Here is an 18,253-nt window from a genome sequence, read left to right on the forward strand (position 1 = left end):
GCCAGGATTTATTTTCGCCACCGGTATCGAAAACAGTATTCCGACGATTAATAACGGTCGCGTGCGGATGGACGAAATGGAAAAGTGCGGCCACTACACCCACTGGCGCACGGATTTCGATCTGGTGCAGGAACTCGGTCTGAAAGTCCTGCGCTACGGTCCCCCCTTACACAAGACCTGGCTCGGTCCCAAGCGCTATGACTGGGAATTCGCGGACCTCTCGCTCAACGACCTGCGCCAGCGCAATATCGCATCGATCGTCGACCTGTGCCACTTCGGCGTGCCCGACTGGATCGGGAATTTCCAGAACCCTGATTTTCCCGAGCTGTTCGCCGATTATGCCGGCACGTTCGCGCGTCGCTATCCGTGGCTGCAGTTGTACACGCCCATCAACGAGATGTCGATCTGCGCCCTCTTTTCCGCGCTGTACGGCTGGTGGAACGAACAGATGACGACGGACCGCGCGTTCGTCACCGCGACGAAGAACCTCGTCAAGGCCAATATTTTGGCCATGCATGCCATCCTGCAAGTACGGCCGGACGCGCTGTTCATCCAGAGCGAATCGACGGAGTATTTTCACGCAGAAAGCCCCTCCGCGATCGGTCCCGCCGAACTCTACAACTCCCGCCGCTTCCTGTCGCTGGACCTGAACTACGGCCGGCGCGTCGATTCGGAAATGTACGAGTACATGATGGACAACGGGATGACGCGGGACGAGTATCACTTCTTCCTGAACAATAATCTGAAGCACCACTGCATCATGGGCAACGATTATTACCAGACGAACGAGCACTACGTGTCTGCGGATGGATTGACGCGCGCGGCCGGCGAGATCTTCGGCTATGCGGTCATCACGCACCAGTACTACAACCGCTACCGCTTGCCCGTGATGCACACGGAAACGAATCTGTCGGAAGGGCCGCGCGGCGACGAAGCCGTCAACTGGTTGCGCAAGGAATGGGCCAATGTCCTGCGCGTGCGCAACAACGGCGTGCCGCTGGTGGGCTTCACATGGTATTCGCTCACAGACCAGGTCGATTGGGACACCGCGCTGCGCGAAAATAACGGCAACGTGAATGCGCTGGGCTTGTTCGACCTCGACCGCAAGATCCGTCCCGTCGGCATTGCTTACAAGGAACTCGTGCGCGCCTGGATGGAAGTGCTGCCGACGCAGAGCGTCTGCCTGCAAGTGCCGATCGTGATGCCGCACGAATTCCAGCGCCACGTGCCGCCGCCCAGCGGCTGGCCCTTCGACGAGGACGCGACCATGGCCCCACGCACCGAAGAGAGCGAGTGATCGATCGAGAGCACGGTGCGGCGCGCTCAGCGCTCGCTGGGCGTGAACGTGTACGTGTCGCCGTGCGCGAGGAAGACGACCTGCCGCTCGAGCCCGGCGTCCTTCACTTCGCGCGCGAAATCCGACAGGGGAGACTTGAACACGTCGTAGTCGTCGAAATGGATGGGAATCGCTTTTTTCGGCTGGACGATCTGCATGAGCTTGACCCCGTCCTTGCCGTCCATCGTCACCTTGAACACGCCCAGGATGCGCGTCCCGCCCAGGTGCAGCAGGGCAAGATCGACGTCGGGGAAACGCTGCGGAATCGCCTTCAGGTCGTCGTAAATCAATGTGTCGCCGCTGATGTACATCCGATGGCTCGGCGCCGCCAGATTCGGGCCGAAGTCGAGCACCGCGCCCATGACGGGCGGCAGCAGGAGTTGCATGCCGGCCTTGCCGTGGCGTCCCGGCGCTGCCGAGATACGCAGTCGCGCCTCGCCTTTTTCGACGTCGATGCGGTCCCACGTCGACAGCCCGAAGGTGCGCTTGAAGCCGATGCGTTTGAGGTGCTCGGCGGCTTCTTTCGTCGTGACGATGGGGATGTTCTTGTCGAGCTTCTCTTGCGCGAGCTTGTCGAAGTGATCATCGTGGAAATGCGACAGCAGCACGAGGTCGATTGGCGGCAATTGTTCGAGCCCCAAGGCGGGATTCGTGAGGCGCTCGGATGTGATGCCGTACCCGAGATGCACGTCTTCGCCCTTGTGCAGGAAGTTGGGGTCCGTGAGGATCGTGAAGCCCTGGTAGTGGATCAGCACCGTCGCGGTGCCGATGAACTGTACGGTACCATTGGGCCCGGGCGGCGTGCCCGCGTCCGGCGACCGCAGCCTGAGCGCGAGAACGGCAGGAGTTGGCGGCGCCGCATGCACGCTTGTGGGGACGCAAGTCGACAGGATCATCGTCGTCATCACGACCGCACGTCCGAGCATCCGGTACCACGTCATGTCGCCTCCTCGCCAATGTCGAGCAAGGCTAGCATGGGCCCGAGGTCGACGGCCGCACGACACGACGAGGAAGATGGATGGCCTGCCCAGCAGGAATCGAACCTGCGACCCTCAGCTTAGAAGGCTGATGCTCTATCCAACTGAGCTATGGGCAGTTTGAGGACCGTACGGCAGTACGGCCCAGAAATGAAAACGGGCCGTCGGCGACAGCCCGTTTGCGAAACGGTGGTCGGAGTACAAGGATTCGAACCTTGGACCCCCTGCTCCCAAAGCAGGTGCGCTACCGGGCTGCGCTACACTCCGATTGGACGATCATACCCCGCCGGGAGGGCAGCGTCAATGAAGCCTCCCGCCGATCGATCAGACTTCGAATCGTGCCGCGATCCGCTTGGCCATCGTCTCGGCCAGGTCCGCACTCTTCGCTTCCACCATCACGCGCACGAGCGGTTCCGTGCCCGACGGCCGGATCAGCACGCGGCCGTTGTCGCCCAGTTCGCGTTCCACGTGTTCCTTCTCCGCGACGACGGCGGCATTCTTCGTCCAGTCCGTACCCGGTTGCACACGGACGTTGATCAAGGTCTGCGGGTACAGCGTCAAATCGCTGCAGCAATCCGCCAGGCCGCCGCCCGAGCGCTTGAGCGCGGTCAAGACCTGCAGCGCCGAGACGATGCCGTCGCCGGTCGAGTGCTTGTCCAGCGCCAGCAGGTGGCCGGAACCTTCGCCGCCCAGCAGCCAGCCCCGTTCCTGCATCATTTCCAGGACATAACGGTCGCCGACCTTCGCGCGCGCGAAGCCGATACCCATCTCCTTGAACGCGACTTCCAGTGCCATATTGGTCATCAGGGTGCCGACGGCGCCCTCAACCGGTCCCGTGGCCATGCGCGCCCGCACCATCACGTACAGCAGTTCGTCGCCGTTGTACAGGCGGCCTTTGGCGTCGCACATGATCAGGCGGTCGGCGTCGCCGTCCAGCGCGATGCCCAGGTCGGCCTTGTGCTCGACGACGGCCGCGGCCATCGCCTTCGGTGCCGTGGCGCCGACGCCGTCGTTGATGTTGAAACCGTCCGGCTTCGTGCCCAGTTCGATGACTTCCGCACCGAGTTCATGGAACACGTGCGGGGCGATGTTGTACGCGGCGCCGTGGGCGCAGTCGACGACGATCTTCAGGCCGCGCAGGTCGAGCTCGTTCGGGAACGTGCTCTTGCAGAATTCGATGTAGCGGCCTTGCGCGTCGCGCAGGCGCGTGGCACGGCCCAGCTTTTCGGACGACACGCAGCCCATCGGCTGGTCGATCGCGTCCTCGATCTCGAGTTCCACGGCGTCCGGCAACTTGGTGCCATGCTCGGAAAAGAACTTGATGCCGTTGTCCTGGAACGGGTTGTGCGACGCCGAAATCACGACACCAGCCTGCAGCCGCAGCGCGCGCGTCAGGTAGGCGATGGCCGGGGTCGGCATCGGGCCGGCCAGCATCACGTCGACGCCGGCCGCCGAGAAACCGGCTTCCAGCGCAGCTTCCAGCATGTAGCCGGAAATACGCGTGTCCTTGCCGATCAGCACGGTGGGACGTCCGCTCTTGGCGTTGTCTTTCGCCAGCACTTTGCCGGCCGCATAACCCAGGCGCATCACGAAATCGGGCGTGATGGGCGACTTGCCCACCAGGCCGCGTATGCCATCGGTACCGAAATATTTACGTGCCATTAGTTAAATTCTCGTTGTCTATTGATTATTCGTAGTGGCCGCTTGCCAGACCTTCAGCGCGTCCACCGTCTCTGCCACATCATGGACCCGGACGATCCGCGCGCCCTGCGCTACCGCAGCAAGCGCCCCGCCCAGGCTGCCCGCGAGGCGCTGCTCGACGCTGCGTCCCGTCACGGCCCCGATCATCGATTTGCGCGACAGCCCCGCCAATACAGGCAGGCCCAGTTCGCTTTCCATACGGCTTATGTTTCGAAGTAAAGCGTAATTATGCTCGACACGCTTCCCAAAACCAAATCCGGGATCGACCGTGATGCGTTCGCGCGCCACACCGGCTGCCAGCAGCGCATCGACGCGCTCGCGCAGGAACGCGATCACGTCGGCCACGACGTCGACGTATTCCGGACCGGCTTGCATGTCCTGCGGCGTGCCCTGCATGTGCATCACGCACAGCGCGCAATCGCTGTCCTTCACGGCGTCGATGGCACCCGGCGACCGGAAGCCATTGATGTCGTTGATCATGTCCGCGCCGGCGATGATCGCCTCGCGCATCACTTCGGGCTTGCACGTGTCGACCGACAATGGATACCCCAGTTCGCGCAACGCATAAATCGCCGGCATGACGCGGCGCAGCTCCTCGTCGACGGGCACGCTGGGCGAGCCCGGACGGGTGGATTCGCCGCCGATGTCGATGAGGTCGACGCCATCCTTGATCATCTGCTCGGCCCGCTCCACGGCGAATTCGAGGGCCTGGTAGCGACCACCGTCGGAGAACGAATCGGGGGTGACGTTGAGGATGCCCATGACCAACGGGCGCTGGGCGAGGTCATAGCCGAAACGGCCGCACTGCAGGTATTGACGCATGTTAAAACACCAACTCAATGAACGATAAAAAGGCACCCGCTCGGGTGCCTTTTATGAGACCGTGCGCTGATCGAGGGTGATCAGGCCGGGCCGCGTCAGGCCGGAGCGGTCGCGTTCGGGGCGACGCCGTTGTCGTTCGGCGGCGTGCGCTTGGTCAGCACCACCGACTTCGGCGGACGCGGCTCGCGGCCGGCCATGATGTCGTTGATCTGGTCCGCATCGATGGTTTCCCATTCGAGCAGCGCCTTCGTCATCACTTCGACCCTCTCGCGGTTTTCTTCCAGCAGACGGCGTGCCAGCGAGTACTGCGTGTCGAGGATGCTGCGGATCTCGGCATCGACCTTTTGCTGCGTCGCTTCGGAGATGGTCTTGACGGAGCCGCCGAAGAAGCCTTCGTTCTCGCTGTCCTCGTACACCATCACGCCCATGCTCTCGGACATGCCGAACTTCGTCACCATCGACCGGGCCAGCTTGGTGGCGCGGGCGAAGTCGTTCGATGCGCCCGTCGACATCTGGCCGACGAAGATCTCTTCGGCGATACGGCCGCCGAACAGGATCGAGATTTCTTCCAGCATCTTGTCCTTGTAGCCGGACAGGCTGTCGTGTTCCGGCAGCTGCCAAGTCAGGCCCAGTGCATAGCCGCGCGGCATGATCGTGACCTTGTGCACGGGATCGGCCTTCGGCAGCAGCTTGGCGATCACGGCGTGGCCCGACTCGTGGTACGCGGTGTTGCGGCGCTCTTCCTCGCGCATCACCATCGACTTGCGCTCCGGACCCATGTAGATCTTGTCCTTCGCATCTTCGAAGTCGCTCATCTCGACGAGGCGCTTGTTGCGGCGCGCGGCGAACAGCGCCGCTTCGTTGACGAGGTTGGCCAGGTCGGCGCCGGAGAAGCCCGGGGTGCCGCGGGCCAGGATGTCGGCCTTCACGTCGGTGCCGATCGGCACTTTACGCATGTGCACGTTCAGGATCTGTTCGCGGCCGCGGATGTCCGGCAGGCCCACCATCACCTGGCGGTCGAAACGGCCCGGACGCAACAGTGCCTTGTCCAGCACGTCGGCGCGGTTCGTCGCGGCGATCACGATGACGCCCGACGATGCCTCGAAGCCGTCCATTTCGACGAGCAACTGGTTCAACGTCTGTTCGCGCTCGTCGTTGCCGCCGCCCATGCCGGCGCCGCGGTGGCGGCCGACGGCGTCGATCTCGTCGATGAAGATGATGCACGGCGAATGTTTTTTCGCGTTCTCGAACATGTCGCGCACGCGGGATGCACCCACGCCGACGAACATCTCGACGAAGTCGGAACCGGAGATCGAGAAGAACGGCACCTTCGCTTCGCCGGCGATGGCGCGCGCCAGCAGCGTCTTGCCGGTACCCGGAGGGCCCACCATCAGCACGCCGCGCGGGATGCGGCCGCCCAGTTTCTGGAACTTGGTCGGGTCCTTCAGGAAGTCGACGATCTCGCCCACTTCTTCCTTCGCTTCGTCGCAGCCGGCGACGTCGGCGAACGTGACGGTGTTGTTCGTTTCATCCATCATGCGCGCCTTCGACTTGCCGAACGAGAACGCCCCGCCCTTGCCGCCGCCCTGCATCTGGCGCATGAAGAAGACCCAGACGCCGATCAGCAGAAGCATCGGGAACCAGGAGATGAAGACTTGCTGGAGGAACGACGGTTCCTCGGGCGGCTTGACGTCGAAGTGCACGTTGTTGTCGCGCAGGTCGCCGATCAGGCCGCGGTCGAGCATGGTGGCGGTGGTGCGGACCTTGGTGTCGTCGGTACGGGTCGCGGTGACGCTCGACCCTTCGATCACGACGTCCTTGATGCGTTTCGCCTTGACGTCATCGAGCAGCTCGGAATAAGCAATGGTCTTGCTGCCGCCCGAGACGCTGTGGTTGTCGAACTGCTTGAACAGCATGAACAACAGCAGCGCGACGACCACCCAGATGGCGGATTTGGAAAACATATTATTCACGAAGACTCCTCTGATGCGAACGCATCTTTTCCCATTTTTTCAAAGGCAGATTTTACCGCATTAAGCAGCCCGTGCCACGCACGCCCGCCCATGGTGCCCATGCTCCACTATAAACGGTTTTTATTTCCGTTGTGCAGGCACGGCGAACATTCCATCCGGATGGATACGGATAGGGTTGTCCCATGCTGATGTGCGGTTGCACTTCTGAAAATCAAGGGCGGTGCCGGCGATTTTCGCAAACTCAGCCGGCCGGATTCTTCAGACCGCGCCCCAGCAGAAAAATCTCCGACGATTTATCGCGGCTGGCCTTGGGCTTGAGCTGCTTCACGACCTTGAATTCGGTCCGGAATTTCTCAAGAATTTGCGTAAAACCCATGTCCTTGAAGCATTTCACCAACAATGCCCCGGACGGTTTGAGGTGAGATTGAGAGAACTCAATGGCAAGATCGATCAAATCCTCCATGCGCGCCGCGTCCGCCGACGGAATGCCGGACAGATTCGGCGCCATATCGGACAGTACGAGGTCGGCCATGCGGCCCTCGAGCACGCCGGCCAACTCGTCGAGCACCTCTTGTTCGCGGAAATCGCCCTGGATGAAATGCATGTCGGCGATCGGCTCCATCGGAAGGATGTCCAGGCCGATCATCGTGCCCTTGATGCCGCCCTCCTCGCCGCCCGCCAGCTTGCGCCGCGTGTACTGGCCCCAGCTGCCCGGTGTGCACCCGAGGTCGACGATCACCTGGCCCGGCTTGATGAGCTTTTCGCTTTCGTCGATTTCCTTCAGCTTGTAGGCCGCACGGGCCCGGTAGCCCTCTTTCTGTGCCAATTTGACATAGGGATCGTTGATGTGATCGTGGATCCAGTTTTTATTGAATTTGTTCTTGGCCATTCGCGTAAAATACTGCTTTTAATAGGTATCTCAAAATAACATCATGATCAAACTTACACCGGTCGAGCGTGCAGCGCTGCGTGCGGAAGCCCACGGACTCAATCCTGTCGTCATGATCGGCGCAGACGGCCTGACCGAGGCTGTCATGAAGGAAATCTCGTCCAGCCTCGACGCGCACGGCCTGATCAAGGTCCGCGTCTTCGGCGACGACCGCGAAGAGCGCGTCGCGATCTATGAACGGATCTGCGAAGAACTCGATGCGGCCCCGGTCCAGCACATCGGCAAGCTGCTCGTCCTGTACCGTCCGAAGAAGGACGACGTCAAGGAACGTTCGACCAAGTCCGGCAAGGGCTTGCGCGAAGTCACCATCGTCAAGCCGAGCCCCAGCGGCACCAAGAAGCCGTCCGTCACCAAGGTCTTGCTGAAAGGGAACGAGCGCGTGACCCAGGGCGGCAACATCAAACGGGCCAAGACGCGCCAGGCCAGCACTAAGAAGACGGCGTTGAAATAACCCTTCTTCAAAAAAAATTAACCGGGGCCGCTGCCCCGGTTTTTTTATGTGTCGACGCGCACGTTTGGTGGGCACGGGGTGCCCACCAAACGTCTGAATCACCGCGCTTTCACGACCAGGATCGCGCCCAGGATACTCTCGGCCAGGTACAACACCTGCGACACCCCATGCAGCGCCGCGAACGTGCCCCATTGCGGCGACGCGCGCACCCCGGCCGCCCCCGCCGCCTCGCGGATCGCCGCCATCATCGGCTGCAGGCCCAGATAGACGACGAGGCTGCACGCCAGCATCGCGCCGATCAGGCCGAACAGCCAGTGCCGGCGCCTGGCGTCCACATCGCGCGCACGCGCGACGATCAGGCCCAGCACCACGGCCAGCGCGATCGCCAGCCAGGCCGAACGCGTCAGCATCACGCCGACGACGTTCCCTGCCTGCGTGCTGTCGAGGACGGTAAACGCACTCGGCGCGGCCAGATAGCTGACGGCCCACACGCTGCCGGCCCACAGGGCGGCGAGTAGCAAGCGCGCGTTGGCGAGCATCGTGGCGGGCTTAGACGTAGCGGACTTCCAGGATTTCGTATTCGCGCGGACCGGACGGGGCCTGCACTTCGACCACGTCGCCGGCGTATTTGCCGATCAGCGCGCGCGCGATCGGCGAGGTGACGGAGACCTTGTTCTCCTTGAGCTCGGCTTCGTCGATGCCGACGATCTGGTACGTGACCTTCTGGCCATTGTCGAGGTCTTCGAGGTCGACGGTCGACGCGAACACGACACGGCCTTCCGCGTCCAGGGTGGCCGGGTCGATGATCTGGGCGGTCGACAGCTTCTGTTCCAGCTCGGCGATACGGCCCTCGACGAAGGCCTGGCGCTCCTTGGCGGCGTCGTACTCTGCGTTTTCGGACAGGTCACCATGCGAGCGCGCTTCGGCGATCGCGTCGATCACGTTGCGGCGCTCCTTGGTCTTGAGCTGGTGCAGCTCTGCCTTCAACTTCTCGGCGCCGAATTTGGTCAATGGAGTGTTCATGGCTATCTGTTCTGTGTTGTTTGCGGACGTACCAAGTGAAAACCACAGAGCCGCACGGCGCGAGCCGCGCGAACTCTGTGGTCTTAGGTACTGCTAAGCGTTACTGCAATCTTACTGCATTGCGCTTAGTTTAAGGTTTTATGCAGGCCTTGTAAATCGTACACGCGCAACTCGTCCAGGTGGCGCATGCCCTGCACCGCGGCCTCGGCGCCGGCGATCGTCGTGTAGGTGACGACGCGCGACTGCAGTGCCGACGTACGGATCGTACGCGAGTCGGCGATGGCGCTGCGCTTCTCTTCGACCGTGTTCACGACCATCGCGATCTCGTGGTTCTTGATCATGTCGACGATGTGCGGACGGCCCTCGATCACCTTGTTCACGGGCGTGACGGGGATGCCGGCGGCGGAGATCACGGCCGCCGTGCCCTTCGTCGCGACGAGCGAGAAGCCCAGGTCGACGAGGTCGCGCGCGACTTTCACGGTGCGCGGCTTGTCCGAACCTTTCACGGACAGGAACACGCGGCCCGTCTCCGGCAGGATGATGCCGGCGGCAAGCTGCGACTTGACGAACGCTTCGCCGAACGTCATGCCCACGCCCATCACTTCGCCCGTCGACTTCATCTCGGGGCCGAGGATCGTGTCGACACCCGGGAATTTCACAAACGGGAACACGGCTTCCTTGACGCTGTAGAACGGCGGGACGATCTCTTTCGTGATGCCCTGCTGTGCCAGGGTCTGGCCGACCATGCAGCGCGCGGCGATCTTCGCCAGCTGCAGGCCCGTCGCCTTCGACACGAACGGCACGGTACGCGAGGCGCGCGGGTTCACTTCCAGCACGTACACGGTGTCGACGGTCTGGCCGTCGACTTCCGATTGCTGGATCGCGAACTGCACGTTCATCAGGCCGACAACGCTCAGCGCCTTCGCCATCAGCGACGTCTGGCGCTTCAGTTCATCGATCGTGGCTTGCGCCAGCGAGTACGGCGGCAGCGAGCACGCGGAGTCGCCCGAGTGGACGCCGGCCTGCTCGATGTGCTCCATCACGCCGCCGATGAACGTCGTCTCGCCGTCGGAGATGCAGTCGACGTCGACTTCGATCGCGTCGTTCAGGAAGCGGTCCAGCAGCACCGGCGAATCGTTCGACACTTTCACCGCTTCGCGCATGTAGCGTTCGAGGTCGCGCTGCTCGTGGACGATCTCCATCGCGCGGCCGCCCAGCACGTACGACGGGCGCACGACGAGCGGGTAGCCGATCTCGGACGCGAGCGCCAGCGCTTCGGCTTCCGTGCGCGCGGTGCGGTTCGGCGGCTGGCGCAGGCCCAGGTCCTGCAGGAGCTTCTGGAAGCGCTCGCGGTCTTCCGCGGCGTCGATCATGTCCGGCGACGTGCCGATGATGGGGACGCCGTTCTTTTCCAGGTCCAGCGCCAGCTTCAGCGGGGTCTGGCCGCCGTACTGGACGATCACGCCTTCCGGCTTTTCCAGGTCGACGATTTCGAGCACATCTTCGAGGGTCAGCGATTCGAAGTACAGGCGATCGGACGTGTCGTAGTCGGTCGACACGGTCTCCGGGTTGCAGTTGACCATGATGGTCTCGTAGCCGTCTTCGCGCATCGCGAGGGCCGCGTGCACGCAGCAGTAGTCGAACTCGATGCCCTGGCCGATGCGGTTCGGGCCACCGCCCAGCACCATGATCTTCTTCTTGTCGGTCGGATTCGATTCGCACTCTTCGTCGTACGTCGAGTACATGTACGCGGTGTTCGTCGCGAATTCGGCGGCGCACGTGTCGACGCGCTTGTAGACCGGACGAATACCCATTTCATGACGCTTGGCGCGCACGGCTTCCGGCGTCGTCTGCATCAGGAATGCGAGGCGGCGGTCGGAGAAGCCCTTCTGCTTCAGTTTATAGAGCGTCGGCTTGTCGAGGCTGTCCAGCTTCTGGTGATCCAGCCACAGTTCGATGTCGACGATTTCCTTGATCTGGATGAGGAACCACGGATCGATCTTCGTGAGGTTGTGCACCTCTTCCATTGTGAAGCCTTGCGCGAACGCGTCGCCCACGTACCAGATGCGTTCCGGACCCGGCTCGCCCAGTTCTTCCTCGATCTTTTCACGGTCGCGCGTCTTTTCGTTCAGGCCGTCGACGCCGACTTCCAGGCCGCGCAGCGCTTTCTGGAACGATTCCTGGAACGTGCGGCCCATCGCCATCACCTCGCCGACGGACTTCATCTGCGTGGTGAGGTGCTTGTCGGCGGTCGGGAATTTCTCGAACGTGAAGCGCGGGATCTTCGTGACGACGTAGTCGATCGACGGCTCGAAGCTGGCCGGGGTCGCGCCGCCGGTGATCTCGTTGCGCAGCTCATCGAGCGTGAAGCCCACGGCCAGTTTCGCCGCCACTTTCGCGATCGGGAAACCGGTCGCCTTCGATGCCAGCGCGGACGAACGCGACACGCGCGGGTTCATCTCGATGACGATCATGCGGCCGTCTTTCGGGTTGATCGAGAACTGCACGTTCGAGCCGCCCGTGTCGACGCCAATCTCGCGCAGCACGTTGATCGACGCGTTGCGCATGATCTGGTATTCCTTGTCCGTCAAGGTCTGTGCCGGCGCGACGGTGATCGAGTCGCCCGTGTGCACACCCATCGGGTCGAGGTTTTCAATCGAGCAGACGATGATGCAGTTGTCCTTCTTGTCGCGGACGACTTCCATCTCGTACTCTTTCCAGCCGAGCAGCGACTCTTCGATCAGCAGTTCGGAGGTCGGCGACGCTTCCAGGCCGCGCTTGCAGATCGCTTCGAATTCTTCCTCGTTGTATGCGATGCCGCCGCCCGAGCCACCCATCGTGAACGACGGACGGATGATCGTCGGGAAGCCCAGTTCGCGCTGCACGGCGCGCGCTTCGTCCATCGAGTGGGCGATGCCGGAACGGGCCGAACCGAGGCCGATCTTCGTCATCGCTTCCTTGAACTTGAAGCGGTCCTCCGCCTTGTCGATGGCTTCCGGCGTCGCGCCGATCAGTTCGACCTTGTACTTGTCCAGCACGCCGTGGCGGTGCAGGTCGAGCGCGCAGTTCAGCGCCGTCTGGCCGCCCATCGTCGGCAGGATCGCGTCGGGACGCTCCTTGTCGATGATGCGCTCGACGGCCTTCCACGTGATCGGTTCGATGTAGGTGACGTCGGCCGTTTCCGGGTCCGTCATGATCGTGGCCGGGTTCGAGTTGACGAGGATGACCTTGTAACCCTCTTCGCGCAGCGCCTTGCATGCTTGCGCGCCGGAGTAGTCGAATTCGACCGCCTGGCCGATGACGATCGGGCCCGCGCCGATGATCAGGATGCTTTTGATGTCAGTACGTTTTGGCATTTATTTCTTCTCACTTGCTGGCGTGGGCTTGCATCTTGCTGATGAAACGGTCGAACAGGTAGGCGACGTCGGTCGGGCCGGGCGATGCTTCCGGGTGGCCCTGGAAGCAGAACGCGGGCTTGTCCGTGCGCTCGAAGCCTTGCAGCGAACCGTCGAACAGCGAGACGTGGGTCACGCGGCAGTTCGCGGGCAGCGTGGTGGCATCGACCGCGAAGCCGTGGTTCTGCGACGTGATCATCACCTGCTTCGAATCCAGGTCCTGGACCGGGTGGTTGGCGCCGTGGTGGCCGAACTTCATCTTGACCGTCTTCGCGCCGGAGGCCAGCGCCATGATCTGGTGGCCGAGGCAGATGCCGAACGTCGGGATGCCCGAATCGATCACTTTCTTCGTCGCGGCGATCGCGTAGTCGCAGGCGGCCGGGTCGCCCGGGCCGTTGGCGAGGAAGATGCCGTCCGGGTTCAGCGCGAGGGCTTCTTCCGCCGTGGCTTGCGCCGGCAGCACGGTGATCTTGCAGCCGCGCTCCGCCAGCATGCGCAGGATGTTGCGCTTGACGCCGTAGTCGAACGCGACGACGTGGAATTGCGGGTTCTCCTGCTTGCCGTAGCCCTCGCCCAGCTTCCATTCGGTCTGGTCGAACGTGTACGGCTCCTTGACGGAGACGACCTTCGCCAGGTCCATGCCGTTCAGACCCGGGAACGAGCGTGCCAGTTCGAGCGCCTGCGCTTCCGAAGGTTCGTTGCCTTGCGTGCCGGTGAGGATCGCGCCGTTCTGGGCGCCTTTTTCGCGCAGGATGCGGGTCAGCTTGCGGGTGTCGATGCCGGCGATGGCCACGACATTTTCCTGCTTCAGGTAGTCGGCCAGCGACTGGGTGGAGCGGAAGTTCGAGGCCAGCAGCGGCAGATCGCGGATGATCAGGCCGGCGGCGTGCACCTTGGCCGCCTCGACGTCTTCCGGATTGATGCCGTAGTTGCCGATGTGCGGATAGGTCAGCGTCACGATCTGGCGCGAGTAGCTGGGGTCGGTCAGGATTTCCTGGTAACCGGTGATGGCGGTATTGAACACCACCTCACCCGTCGTGTGACCGGCGGCGCCGATCGAATATCCTTTGAAAATGGTTCCGTCTGCCAAGGCGAGGATGGCTGGAACGGCTGGGCCAGAAAAAAATGGCGGCAAGGGCAACTCCCGATAAAGTCGCCGTAGGCTGCGCCACGTCAGACCGGCCTGCACAAGGTGTGGGCATGCATTTCGCCCAGTGTTACAGGTCGCTAGATAGAGGTATGGGTGGGTAGTCGCTACGGCAGATAAGTGATGGCTAAACCTCTGAATTATAGCGCGATTTATATCGGTCGGCAATCGCCTTGCCTTCACTTTTCGTCTAAATGCTCTCGGGAAAAGGCCCCGCATAAAAAAATCGGCGGGCGGGCGCGACGATCCGTCGCACCACGCCCGCCGACTTGACGGATACGTAAATTAGAGGCCCAGCGCCGCGATACCGGCCTTGGCGATCTGCACGTCTTCCGCCGACTTCACGCCCGACACGCCCACGGCGCCGACGACGTGGCCGTCCACGATGATGGGCACGCCGCCTTCCAGCATGCCGTCCAGTTCCGGCGCGCGGGCGAACGACACGCGGCCGTTGTTGATCATGTCTTCGTAAATCTTCGATTCACGGCGGCCCAGCGCGGCCGTCTTGGCCTTCGCGGGGGCGATGTGTGCGGACACGGGCGCGGCGCCGTCCAGGCGCTGCAGCCACAGCGGGTGGCCGCCGTCGTCGCAGATGGCGATGACGACGTTCCAGCCGTTCGCGATGGCGTGGCTTTCCGCGCCGGCGGCGATTTTCTTGATGTCTTCGAGGGTAAGGACGGGCTTGGTCTGCATTTGAGTCTTTCTTTCGTGAAGCGTTACAAAGTGATTGCGAGTCAGCGCGCCGCCGCCAGCGGGGCGGGCATGCTTTGTTTGGCCTTCAGCCTGGCCTTGAGTTCCCCCATGACGCCGGCCGCGGCCTGCTCGCCGGCCAGCACGGCCAGGTTGCGGCCATTGAAGTCGGCACTGCCCATCGCGCCCAACGCGGGCGTGATGACGACGTCGGCATCCTTCAGCTCGTGCTGGTTCAGGCGCTGGCCCATGATCGTGAACGTCTGCATCAGCACGTCCATCGAACTGGCCGTCGCCTGCGCCTCCGTCGCGCTCGAGATGTTGACGGCGATGATGAATTCCGCGCCCATCTCCTTCGCGAAGCGCACCGGAACGGGCGCGACGAGGCCGCCGTCGACATAGGTCCGGCCGCCGATCACGACGGGCTGGAACACGCCCGGCACGGACGACGACGCACGCACGGCCATGCCCGTGTTCCCGCGCCGGAACAGGATCGGCTGCCCCGTTTTCAGGTCCGTGGCGACGGCGCCGAACGGAATCTTGAGCTTTTCGATCGGCTGGTTGTGCACGGCCTTGTTGACGTAGGCCTGCAGCGCCTCCCCTTTCAGCACGCCGGACGACTTGCTGAAGAACGGGATGGCCCAGTCGGAGATCGTCGTCTCGTCCATGTCGAGGGCGATCTTCTGCAACTGGAAGCCGTTGTACCCCGACGCGTACAGCGCGCCGACGACGGAACCGGCACTCGTGCCGACGACGATGTCGGGCACGATCCCCTGTGCTTCCAACGCCTTGATCACGCCAATGTGGGCGAAGCCGCGGGCGGCGCCGCCGCCCAGGGCGAGCGCGATCTTCACGTGGCGCGGCGGCAGCGGCATGGGTGCGGGCGCGGCAGCGACCGGTGCGGGCGGTCGCGTGGGCGTGGACCCGCAGCCGGCCAGCAGGGCCGCGGCGCCGAGCGTGGCGAGAAGGGAACGTCGGGAGAATGTCATCCGAAGACAGGAAACGAGGCAAAGACGGGATTGTAACCCGATCCCGCCCGTTTGCCGCCCCCGCTTAAGCCGCCTGTAAGCGTCAGCCCGGCAGCGACGTATTCGGCAACGTGGCGGTAAATACGCTGCCCTTGCCCGGCACGGAGCGGATCGCCAGCTTGCCGCCGTGGCGCAGCAGCACGTGCTTGACGATGGCGAGACCGAGGCCCGTGCCCTGCGTCTCGCGCGAGCGGCTCTTGTCGACGCGGTAGAAGCGCTCGGTGAGCCGGGCGATGTGCTGCTCGTCGATGCCGATGCCGTTGTCGACGACTTCGAAGCGCAAGTCGTTCGGCCCGCGCAGCCAGTGCAGCTCGATCTTGCCCCCCTCCGGCGTGTAGCGCACGGCATTGCTGGCCAAGTTGCCGAACGCGCTGCGCAATTCTTCCGTGCTGCCCATGACGTCCGGACCGTCGACGGTGAAGTCGATCTCGTGGCGGCCGTTCGACAACGCGCGCGCGTCGACGGCCACCTGTTCGACCAGCGCCTTCACGTCCACGCGCTCGCGCTTCAGCGGATACTCGTCCGATTCGAGCCGCGACAACGTCAGCATGTCCTCGATGAGGCGCTGCATGCGCCCCGCCTGCTCCGTCATCAGCATCAGGTGCGCCGTGCGCGTCTTTTCGTCCAGGCCCGGATCGGCCATCGCGATCTCGAGGAAGCCGACGATCACGGTCAGCGGCGTACGCAGTTCGTGCGACGCATTGGCGATGAAGTCGCGGCGCATCGCCTCGATGCGGTCCGTGTCCGTCGCATCGTGCGTGACGAGGATCTGGCGGCGGTTCTCGAACGGGATGATCTGCACGATCAGCTTGCGGCCGCGGATCGACAAGGTGAGCGGCTGTTCGTAGCGCCCGAGGATCAGGTAGTCGATGAACTCCGGATGGCGGATCAGATTCGTCACCCGGCGGCCCTTGTCGCGGTCCAGGGTGAGGCCCAGGTGGCGCTCGGCGGCCGGGTTGCACCATTCGAGGAACAGCACGTCGTCCATGATGGCGACGCCTTCCGGCAGCAGGTGCATCGCCTGGCGGAAGCGGGCGAGCCATTCCGTCAGCTCGTCGCGATTCCGCTCGTCGTCGCGGCGCAGGCGGTACAAGCGGGCGAAGACGTCGGTCCACGCGCCCCACCCGTCCGGCAGCTTCGTGCTTTGCGGGTCGTTCAGCCACTCCCCCAGCTTGTGCAGGTAATTCAGCTGGACGATCAGGAGACCGAGGGTGATGAGCAGCGCGAGCGCGAGGCCGGACACGGCACCCAGCAGCCACCACGCGATGCCGGCAACGGCAAGCGTCAGGCCGAGGCGCAGCAGCGCCGGCACCCAGAACACGACACGTGGATTCAAGCGAACGACCTTTCCTTATTTTTCTTTCTCGGTCAGCATGTAGCCGACGCTGCGCACGGTCTTGATGAGCTTTTCCGCTTCCTTCAGCGCCTTGCGCAGGCGGAGGACGTGGACGTCGACCGTGCGCTCCTCGACCGCGGCGGCGTCGCCCCACACCTTGTCGAGCAGCTGGCTGCGCGAGAACACGCGCTCGCGGTGCGCCATCAGGAATTTCAGCAGGCGGTATTCGGCGTTGCCCATATCGAGCTGGCGGCCGTCCAGGGTGACGGTGCAGCTGGCCGGATCGAGCGTCACGGGGCCGGCCGACAGCGGCGCCTCCGCCAGGTGCGGACTCTTGCGCCGCAACAGCGCCTTCGAGCGGGCCACCAGTTCGCGCGGCGAGAACGGCTTCGTCACGTAATCGTCGGCGCCCGTGTTCAGGCCCGCGATCTTGTCCTCTTCCATGCTCTTCGCCGTCAGCATGATGACGGGGATGTCCTGGAAATCGCGGTCGCCGCGCAACCGGGACAGCAGCCGCAGGCCACTCTGGTCCGGCAGCATCCAGTCCAGCAGCAGCAGGTCGGGCCTGCCGTGCACGATCGAATCCCAGGCCGACGCCACGTTGGCGGCCGTGCGGATCTCCCAGCCCGTCTCGCGCAGGGAGTAGCTCACCAGTTCGACGATCGCCGGCTCATCCTCGACGATCAGCACGCTCGTGTTGGCCGCCATCGATCACCCTTCGCCATTGGCCGCCAGGGCGGCCGGTTTGCTATGGCGGATATCGCGTCCTTCGACGACATAGATCACGTATTCCGCGATGTTCTTGGCATGGTCGCCGATGCGCTCGATGGCCTTCGCGACCCACAGCACGTCCAGCGCGGACGAGATCGTGCGCGGGTCTTCCATCATGAACGTGATGGTACTGCGCAGGATGGTGCGGAACTCGTGGTCGATCACGTCGTCCTGGGCGATGATCTGCACGGCGGCCTTGCCGTCCAGGCGCGCGAACGCGTCGAGCGCGTCGTGCAGCATGTCGGCGGTGGCGCGCGAGATCGTACGCACCGTCTCGTAGTGGTTGAAGCTGACCATGCCGCGTTCGTGCAGGCTCTTCGCCGTACGCGCGATCTTGGACGACTCGTCGCCGATGCGCTCGAGGTCCGTGATCACCTTGATCGTCGCCATGATCGTACGCAGGTCGTTCGCGGCGGGCTGGCGGCGCACGATCAGGTGGCTGCAGGCGTCGTCCAGCTGCACTTCGAGCTGGTTGACGGAATGGTCGTCCGCGATGACCTTGTCGGCCTGTTCGGTATTGCCGACACGGAAACAGTTCAGCGCCTCGTCGAACTGCGTCTCCACCATGCCGCCCATCAGCAGCACCTTGGAACGAATCGCCTCCAACTCCTGGTCGTACTGCTTGGAAGAGTGCTCGCCTACCATGTGTCCATC

Annotated in this window: 16 protein-coding genes and 2 tRNA genes; 2 read left to right on the forward strand and 16 right to left on the reverse strand. The window is 63.4% G+C overall.

From position 1 onward, the window contains the following. Positions 1-67: 67 nt before the first annotated feature. Positions 68-1,297: a family 1 glycosylhydrolase gene (locus NX784_RS14155; RefSeq protein ID WP_258817322.1), complete on the forward strand. Its 1,230-nt coding sequence runs from the start codon at positions 68-70 to the stop codon at positions 1,295-1,297. A gap of 26 nt (positions 1,298-1,323) precedes the next feature. On the opposite strand, the gene NX784_RS14160 is transcribed toward NX784_RS14155, so the two are convergent. The 7 genes from NX784_RS14160 to NX784_RS14190 form a co-directional block, all read right to left on the reverse strand. Then, entirely contained in the window at positions 1,324-2,277 is a 954-nt protein-coding gene (locus NX784_RS14160; protein WP_258817323.1) for an MBL fold metallo-hydrolase, read from the reverse strand. 78 nt (positions 2,278-2,355) lie between these two features. Then, positions 2,356-2,432: transfer RNA gene (locus tag NX784_RS14165), tRNA-Arg, on the reverse strand. A 71-nt stretch (positions 2,433-2,503) separates the two neighbouring features. After that, a tRNA-Pro gene (locus NX784_RS14170) sits at positions 2,504-2,580 on the reverse strand. 57 nt (positions 2,581-2,637) lie between these two features. Continuing rightward, entirely contained in the window at positions 2,638-3,975 is a 1,338-nt protein-coding gene (gene glmM, locus NX784_RS14175; protein WP_258817324.1) for a phosphoglucosamine mutase, read from the reverse strand. A gap of 18 nt (positions 3,976-3,993) precedes the next feature. Beyond that, positions 3,994-4,836, reverse strand: a complete 843-nt coding sequence (gene folP / locus NX784_RS14180) for a dihydropteroate synthase (protein WP_258817460.1) — start codon at positions 4,834-4,836, stop codon at positions 3,994-3,996. A 95-nt stretch (positions 4,837-4,931) separates the two neighbouring features. Next, positions 4,932-6,809: an ATP-dependent zinc metalloprotease FtsH gene (gene ftsH / locus NX784_RS14185; RefSeq protein WP_258817325.1), complete on the reverse strand. Its 1,878-nt coding sequence runs from the start codon at positions 6,807-6,809 to the stop codon at positions 4,932-4,934. Positions 6,810-7,050: 241 nt separating this feature from the next. Further along, on the reverse strand, positions 7,051-7,698 hold the full coding sequence (locus NX784_RS14190) for an RlmE family RNA methyltransferase (protein ID WP_258817327.1): 648 nt from the start codon (positions 7,696-7,698) through the stop codon (positions 7,051-7,053). A 43-nt stretch (positions 7,699-7,741) separates the two neighbouring features. On the opposite strand from NX784_RS14190, the gene yhbY reads away from it, so the two are divergent. Next, on the forward strand, positions 7,742-8,209 hold the full coding sequence (yhbY, locus tag NX784_RS14195) for a ribosome assembly RNA-binding protein YhbY (RefSeq protein ID WP_258817329.1): 468 nt from the start codon (positions 7,742-7,744) through the stop codon (positions 8,207-8,209). 98 nt (positions 8,210-8,307) lie between these two features. Here yhbY and NX784_RS14200 read toward each other — a convergent pair whose 3' ends face one another. The 9 genes from NX784_RS14200 to phoU all read right to left on the reverse strand — a co-directional run bounded on the left by NX784_RS14200 (position 8,308) and on the right by phoU (position 18,244). After that, the gene (locus NX784_RS14200) at positions 8,308-8,730 is read right to left on the reverse strand and encodes a DUF4149 domain-containing protein (RefSeq protein WP_258817330.1); all 423 of its coding nucleotides are present in this window, start codon (positions 8,728-8,730) and stop codon (positions 8,308-8,310) included. 28 nt (positions 8,731-8,758) lie between these two features. After that, a complete protein-coding gene (gene greA / locus NX784_RS14205) occupies positions 8,759-9,232 on the reverse strand; it encodes a transcription elongation factor GreA (RefSeq protein ID WP_258817331.1) in 474 nt (157 codons plus the stop codon). 125 nt (positions 9,233-9,357) lie between these two features. Then, positions 9,358-12,588 (reverse strand): carbamoyl-phosphate synthase large subunit, encoded by a 3,231-nt coding sequence (gene carB, locus NX784_RS14210; RefSeq protein WP_258817332.1) that lies wholly within the window; start codon positions 12,586-12,588, stop codon positions 9,358-9,360. Between the two features lie 10 nt (positions 12,589-12,598). Further along, on the reverse strand, positions 12,599-13,762 hold the full coding sequence (gene carA / locus NX784_RS14215) for a glutamine-hydrolyzing carbamoyl-phosphate synthase small subunit (RefSeq protein WP_258817333.1): 1,164 nt from the start codon (positions 13,760-13,762) through the stop codon (positions 12,599-12,601). A gap of 297 nt (positions 13,763-14,059) precedes the next feature. Continuing rightward, positions 14,060-14,467: a GlcG/HbpS family heme-binding protein gene (locus NX784_RS14220; protein WP_166862158.1), complete on the reverse strand. Its 408-nt coding sequence runs from the start codon at positions 14,465-14,467 to the stop codon at positions 14,060-14,062. 41 nt (positions 14,468-14,508) lie between these two features. Beyond that, positions 14,509-15,453: a patatin-like phospholipase family protein gene (locus NX784_RS14225; protein ID WP_258817334.1), complete on the reverse strand. Its 945-nt coding sequence runs from the start codon at positions 15,451-15,453 to the stop codon at positions 14,509-14,511. Positions 15,454-15,535: 82 nt separating this feature from the next. Continuing rightward, on the reverse strand, positions 15,536-16,828 hold the full coding sequence (phoR, locus tag NX784_RS14230; RefSeq protein ID WP_258817335.1) for a phosphate regulon sensor histidine kinase PhoR: 1,293 nt from the start codon (positions 16,826-16,828) through the stop codon (positions 15,536-15,538). 15 nt (positions 16,829-16,843) lie between these two features. Further along, a complete protein-coding gene (locus tag NX784_RS14235) occupies positions 16,844-17,536 on the reverse strand; it encodes a response regulator (protein ID WP_258817336.1) in 693 nt (230 codons plus the stop codon). A 3-nt stretch (positions 17,537-17,539) separates the two neighbouring features. Beyond that, positions 17,540-18,244, reverse strand: a complete 705-nt coding sequence (gene phoU, locus NX784_RS14240) for a phosphate signaling complex protein PhoU (RefSeq protein ID WP_258817337.1) — start codon at positions 18,242-18,244, stop codon at positions 17,540-17,542. Between the last annotated feature and the right edge of the window lie 9 nt (positions 18,245-18,253).

Origin of the sequence: Massilia pinisoli, from assembly GCF_024753285.1 — a bacterium.
In the GTDB taxonomy this organism is placed as follows: Bacteria; Pseudomonadota; Gammaproteobacteria; order Burkholderiales; family Burkholderiaceae_D; genus Telluria; species Telluria pinisoli.

Bases quoted from the DNA above. Each gene is read 5' to 3' on its own strand.
- NX784_RS14235 (WP_258817336.1), bottom strand. From the start codon at position 17,536: ATGGCGGCCAACACGAGCGTGCTGATCGTCGAGGATGAGCCGGCGATC.
- yhbY (WP_258817329.1), top strand. From the start codon at position 7,742: ATGATCAAACTTACACCGGTCGAGCGTGCAGCGCTGCGTGCGGAAGCC.
- NX784_RS14225 (WP_258817334.1), bottom strand. From the start codon at position 15,453: ATGACATTCTCCCGACGTTCCCTTCTCGCCACGCTCGGCGCCGCGGCC.
- carB (WP_258817332.1), bottom strand. From the start codon at position 12,588: ATGCCAAAACGTACTGACATCAAAAGCATCCTGATCATCGGCGCGGGC.
- phoU (WP_258817337.1), bottom strand. From the start codon at position 18,244: ATGGTAGGCGAGCACTCTTCCAAGCAGTACGACCAGGAGTTGGAGGCG.
- NX784_RS14220 (WP_166862158.1), bottom strand. From the start codon at position 14,467: ATGCAGACCAAGCCCGTCCTTACCCTCGAAGACATCAAGAAAATCGCC.
- greA (WP_258817331.1), bottom strand. From the start codon at position 9,232: ATGAACACTCCATTGACCAAATTCGGCGCCGAGAAGTTGAAGGCAGAG.
- NX784_RS14160 (WP_258817323.1), bottom strand. From the start codon at position 2,277: ATGACGTGGTACCGGATGCTCGGACGTGCGGTCGTGATGACGACGATG.
- NX784_RS14155 (WP_258817322.1), top strand. From the start codon at position 68: ATGGACGAAATGGAAAAGTGCGGCCACTACACCCACTGGCGCACGGAT.
- folP (WP_258817460.1), bottom strand. From the start codon at position 4,836: ATGCGTCAATACCTGCAGTGCGGCCGTTTCGGCTATGACCTCGCCCAG.
- glmM (WP_258817324.1), bottom strand. From the start codon at position 3,975: ATGGCACGTAAATATTTCGGTACCGATGGCATACGCGGCCTGGTGGGC.
- NX784_RS14190 (WP_258817327.1), bottom strand. From the start codon at position 7,698: ATGGCCAAGAACAAATTCAATAAAAACTGGATCCACGATCACATCAAC.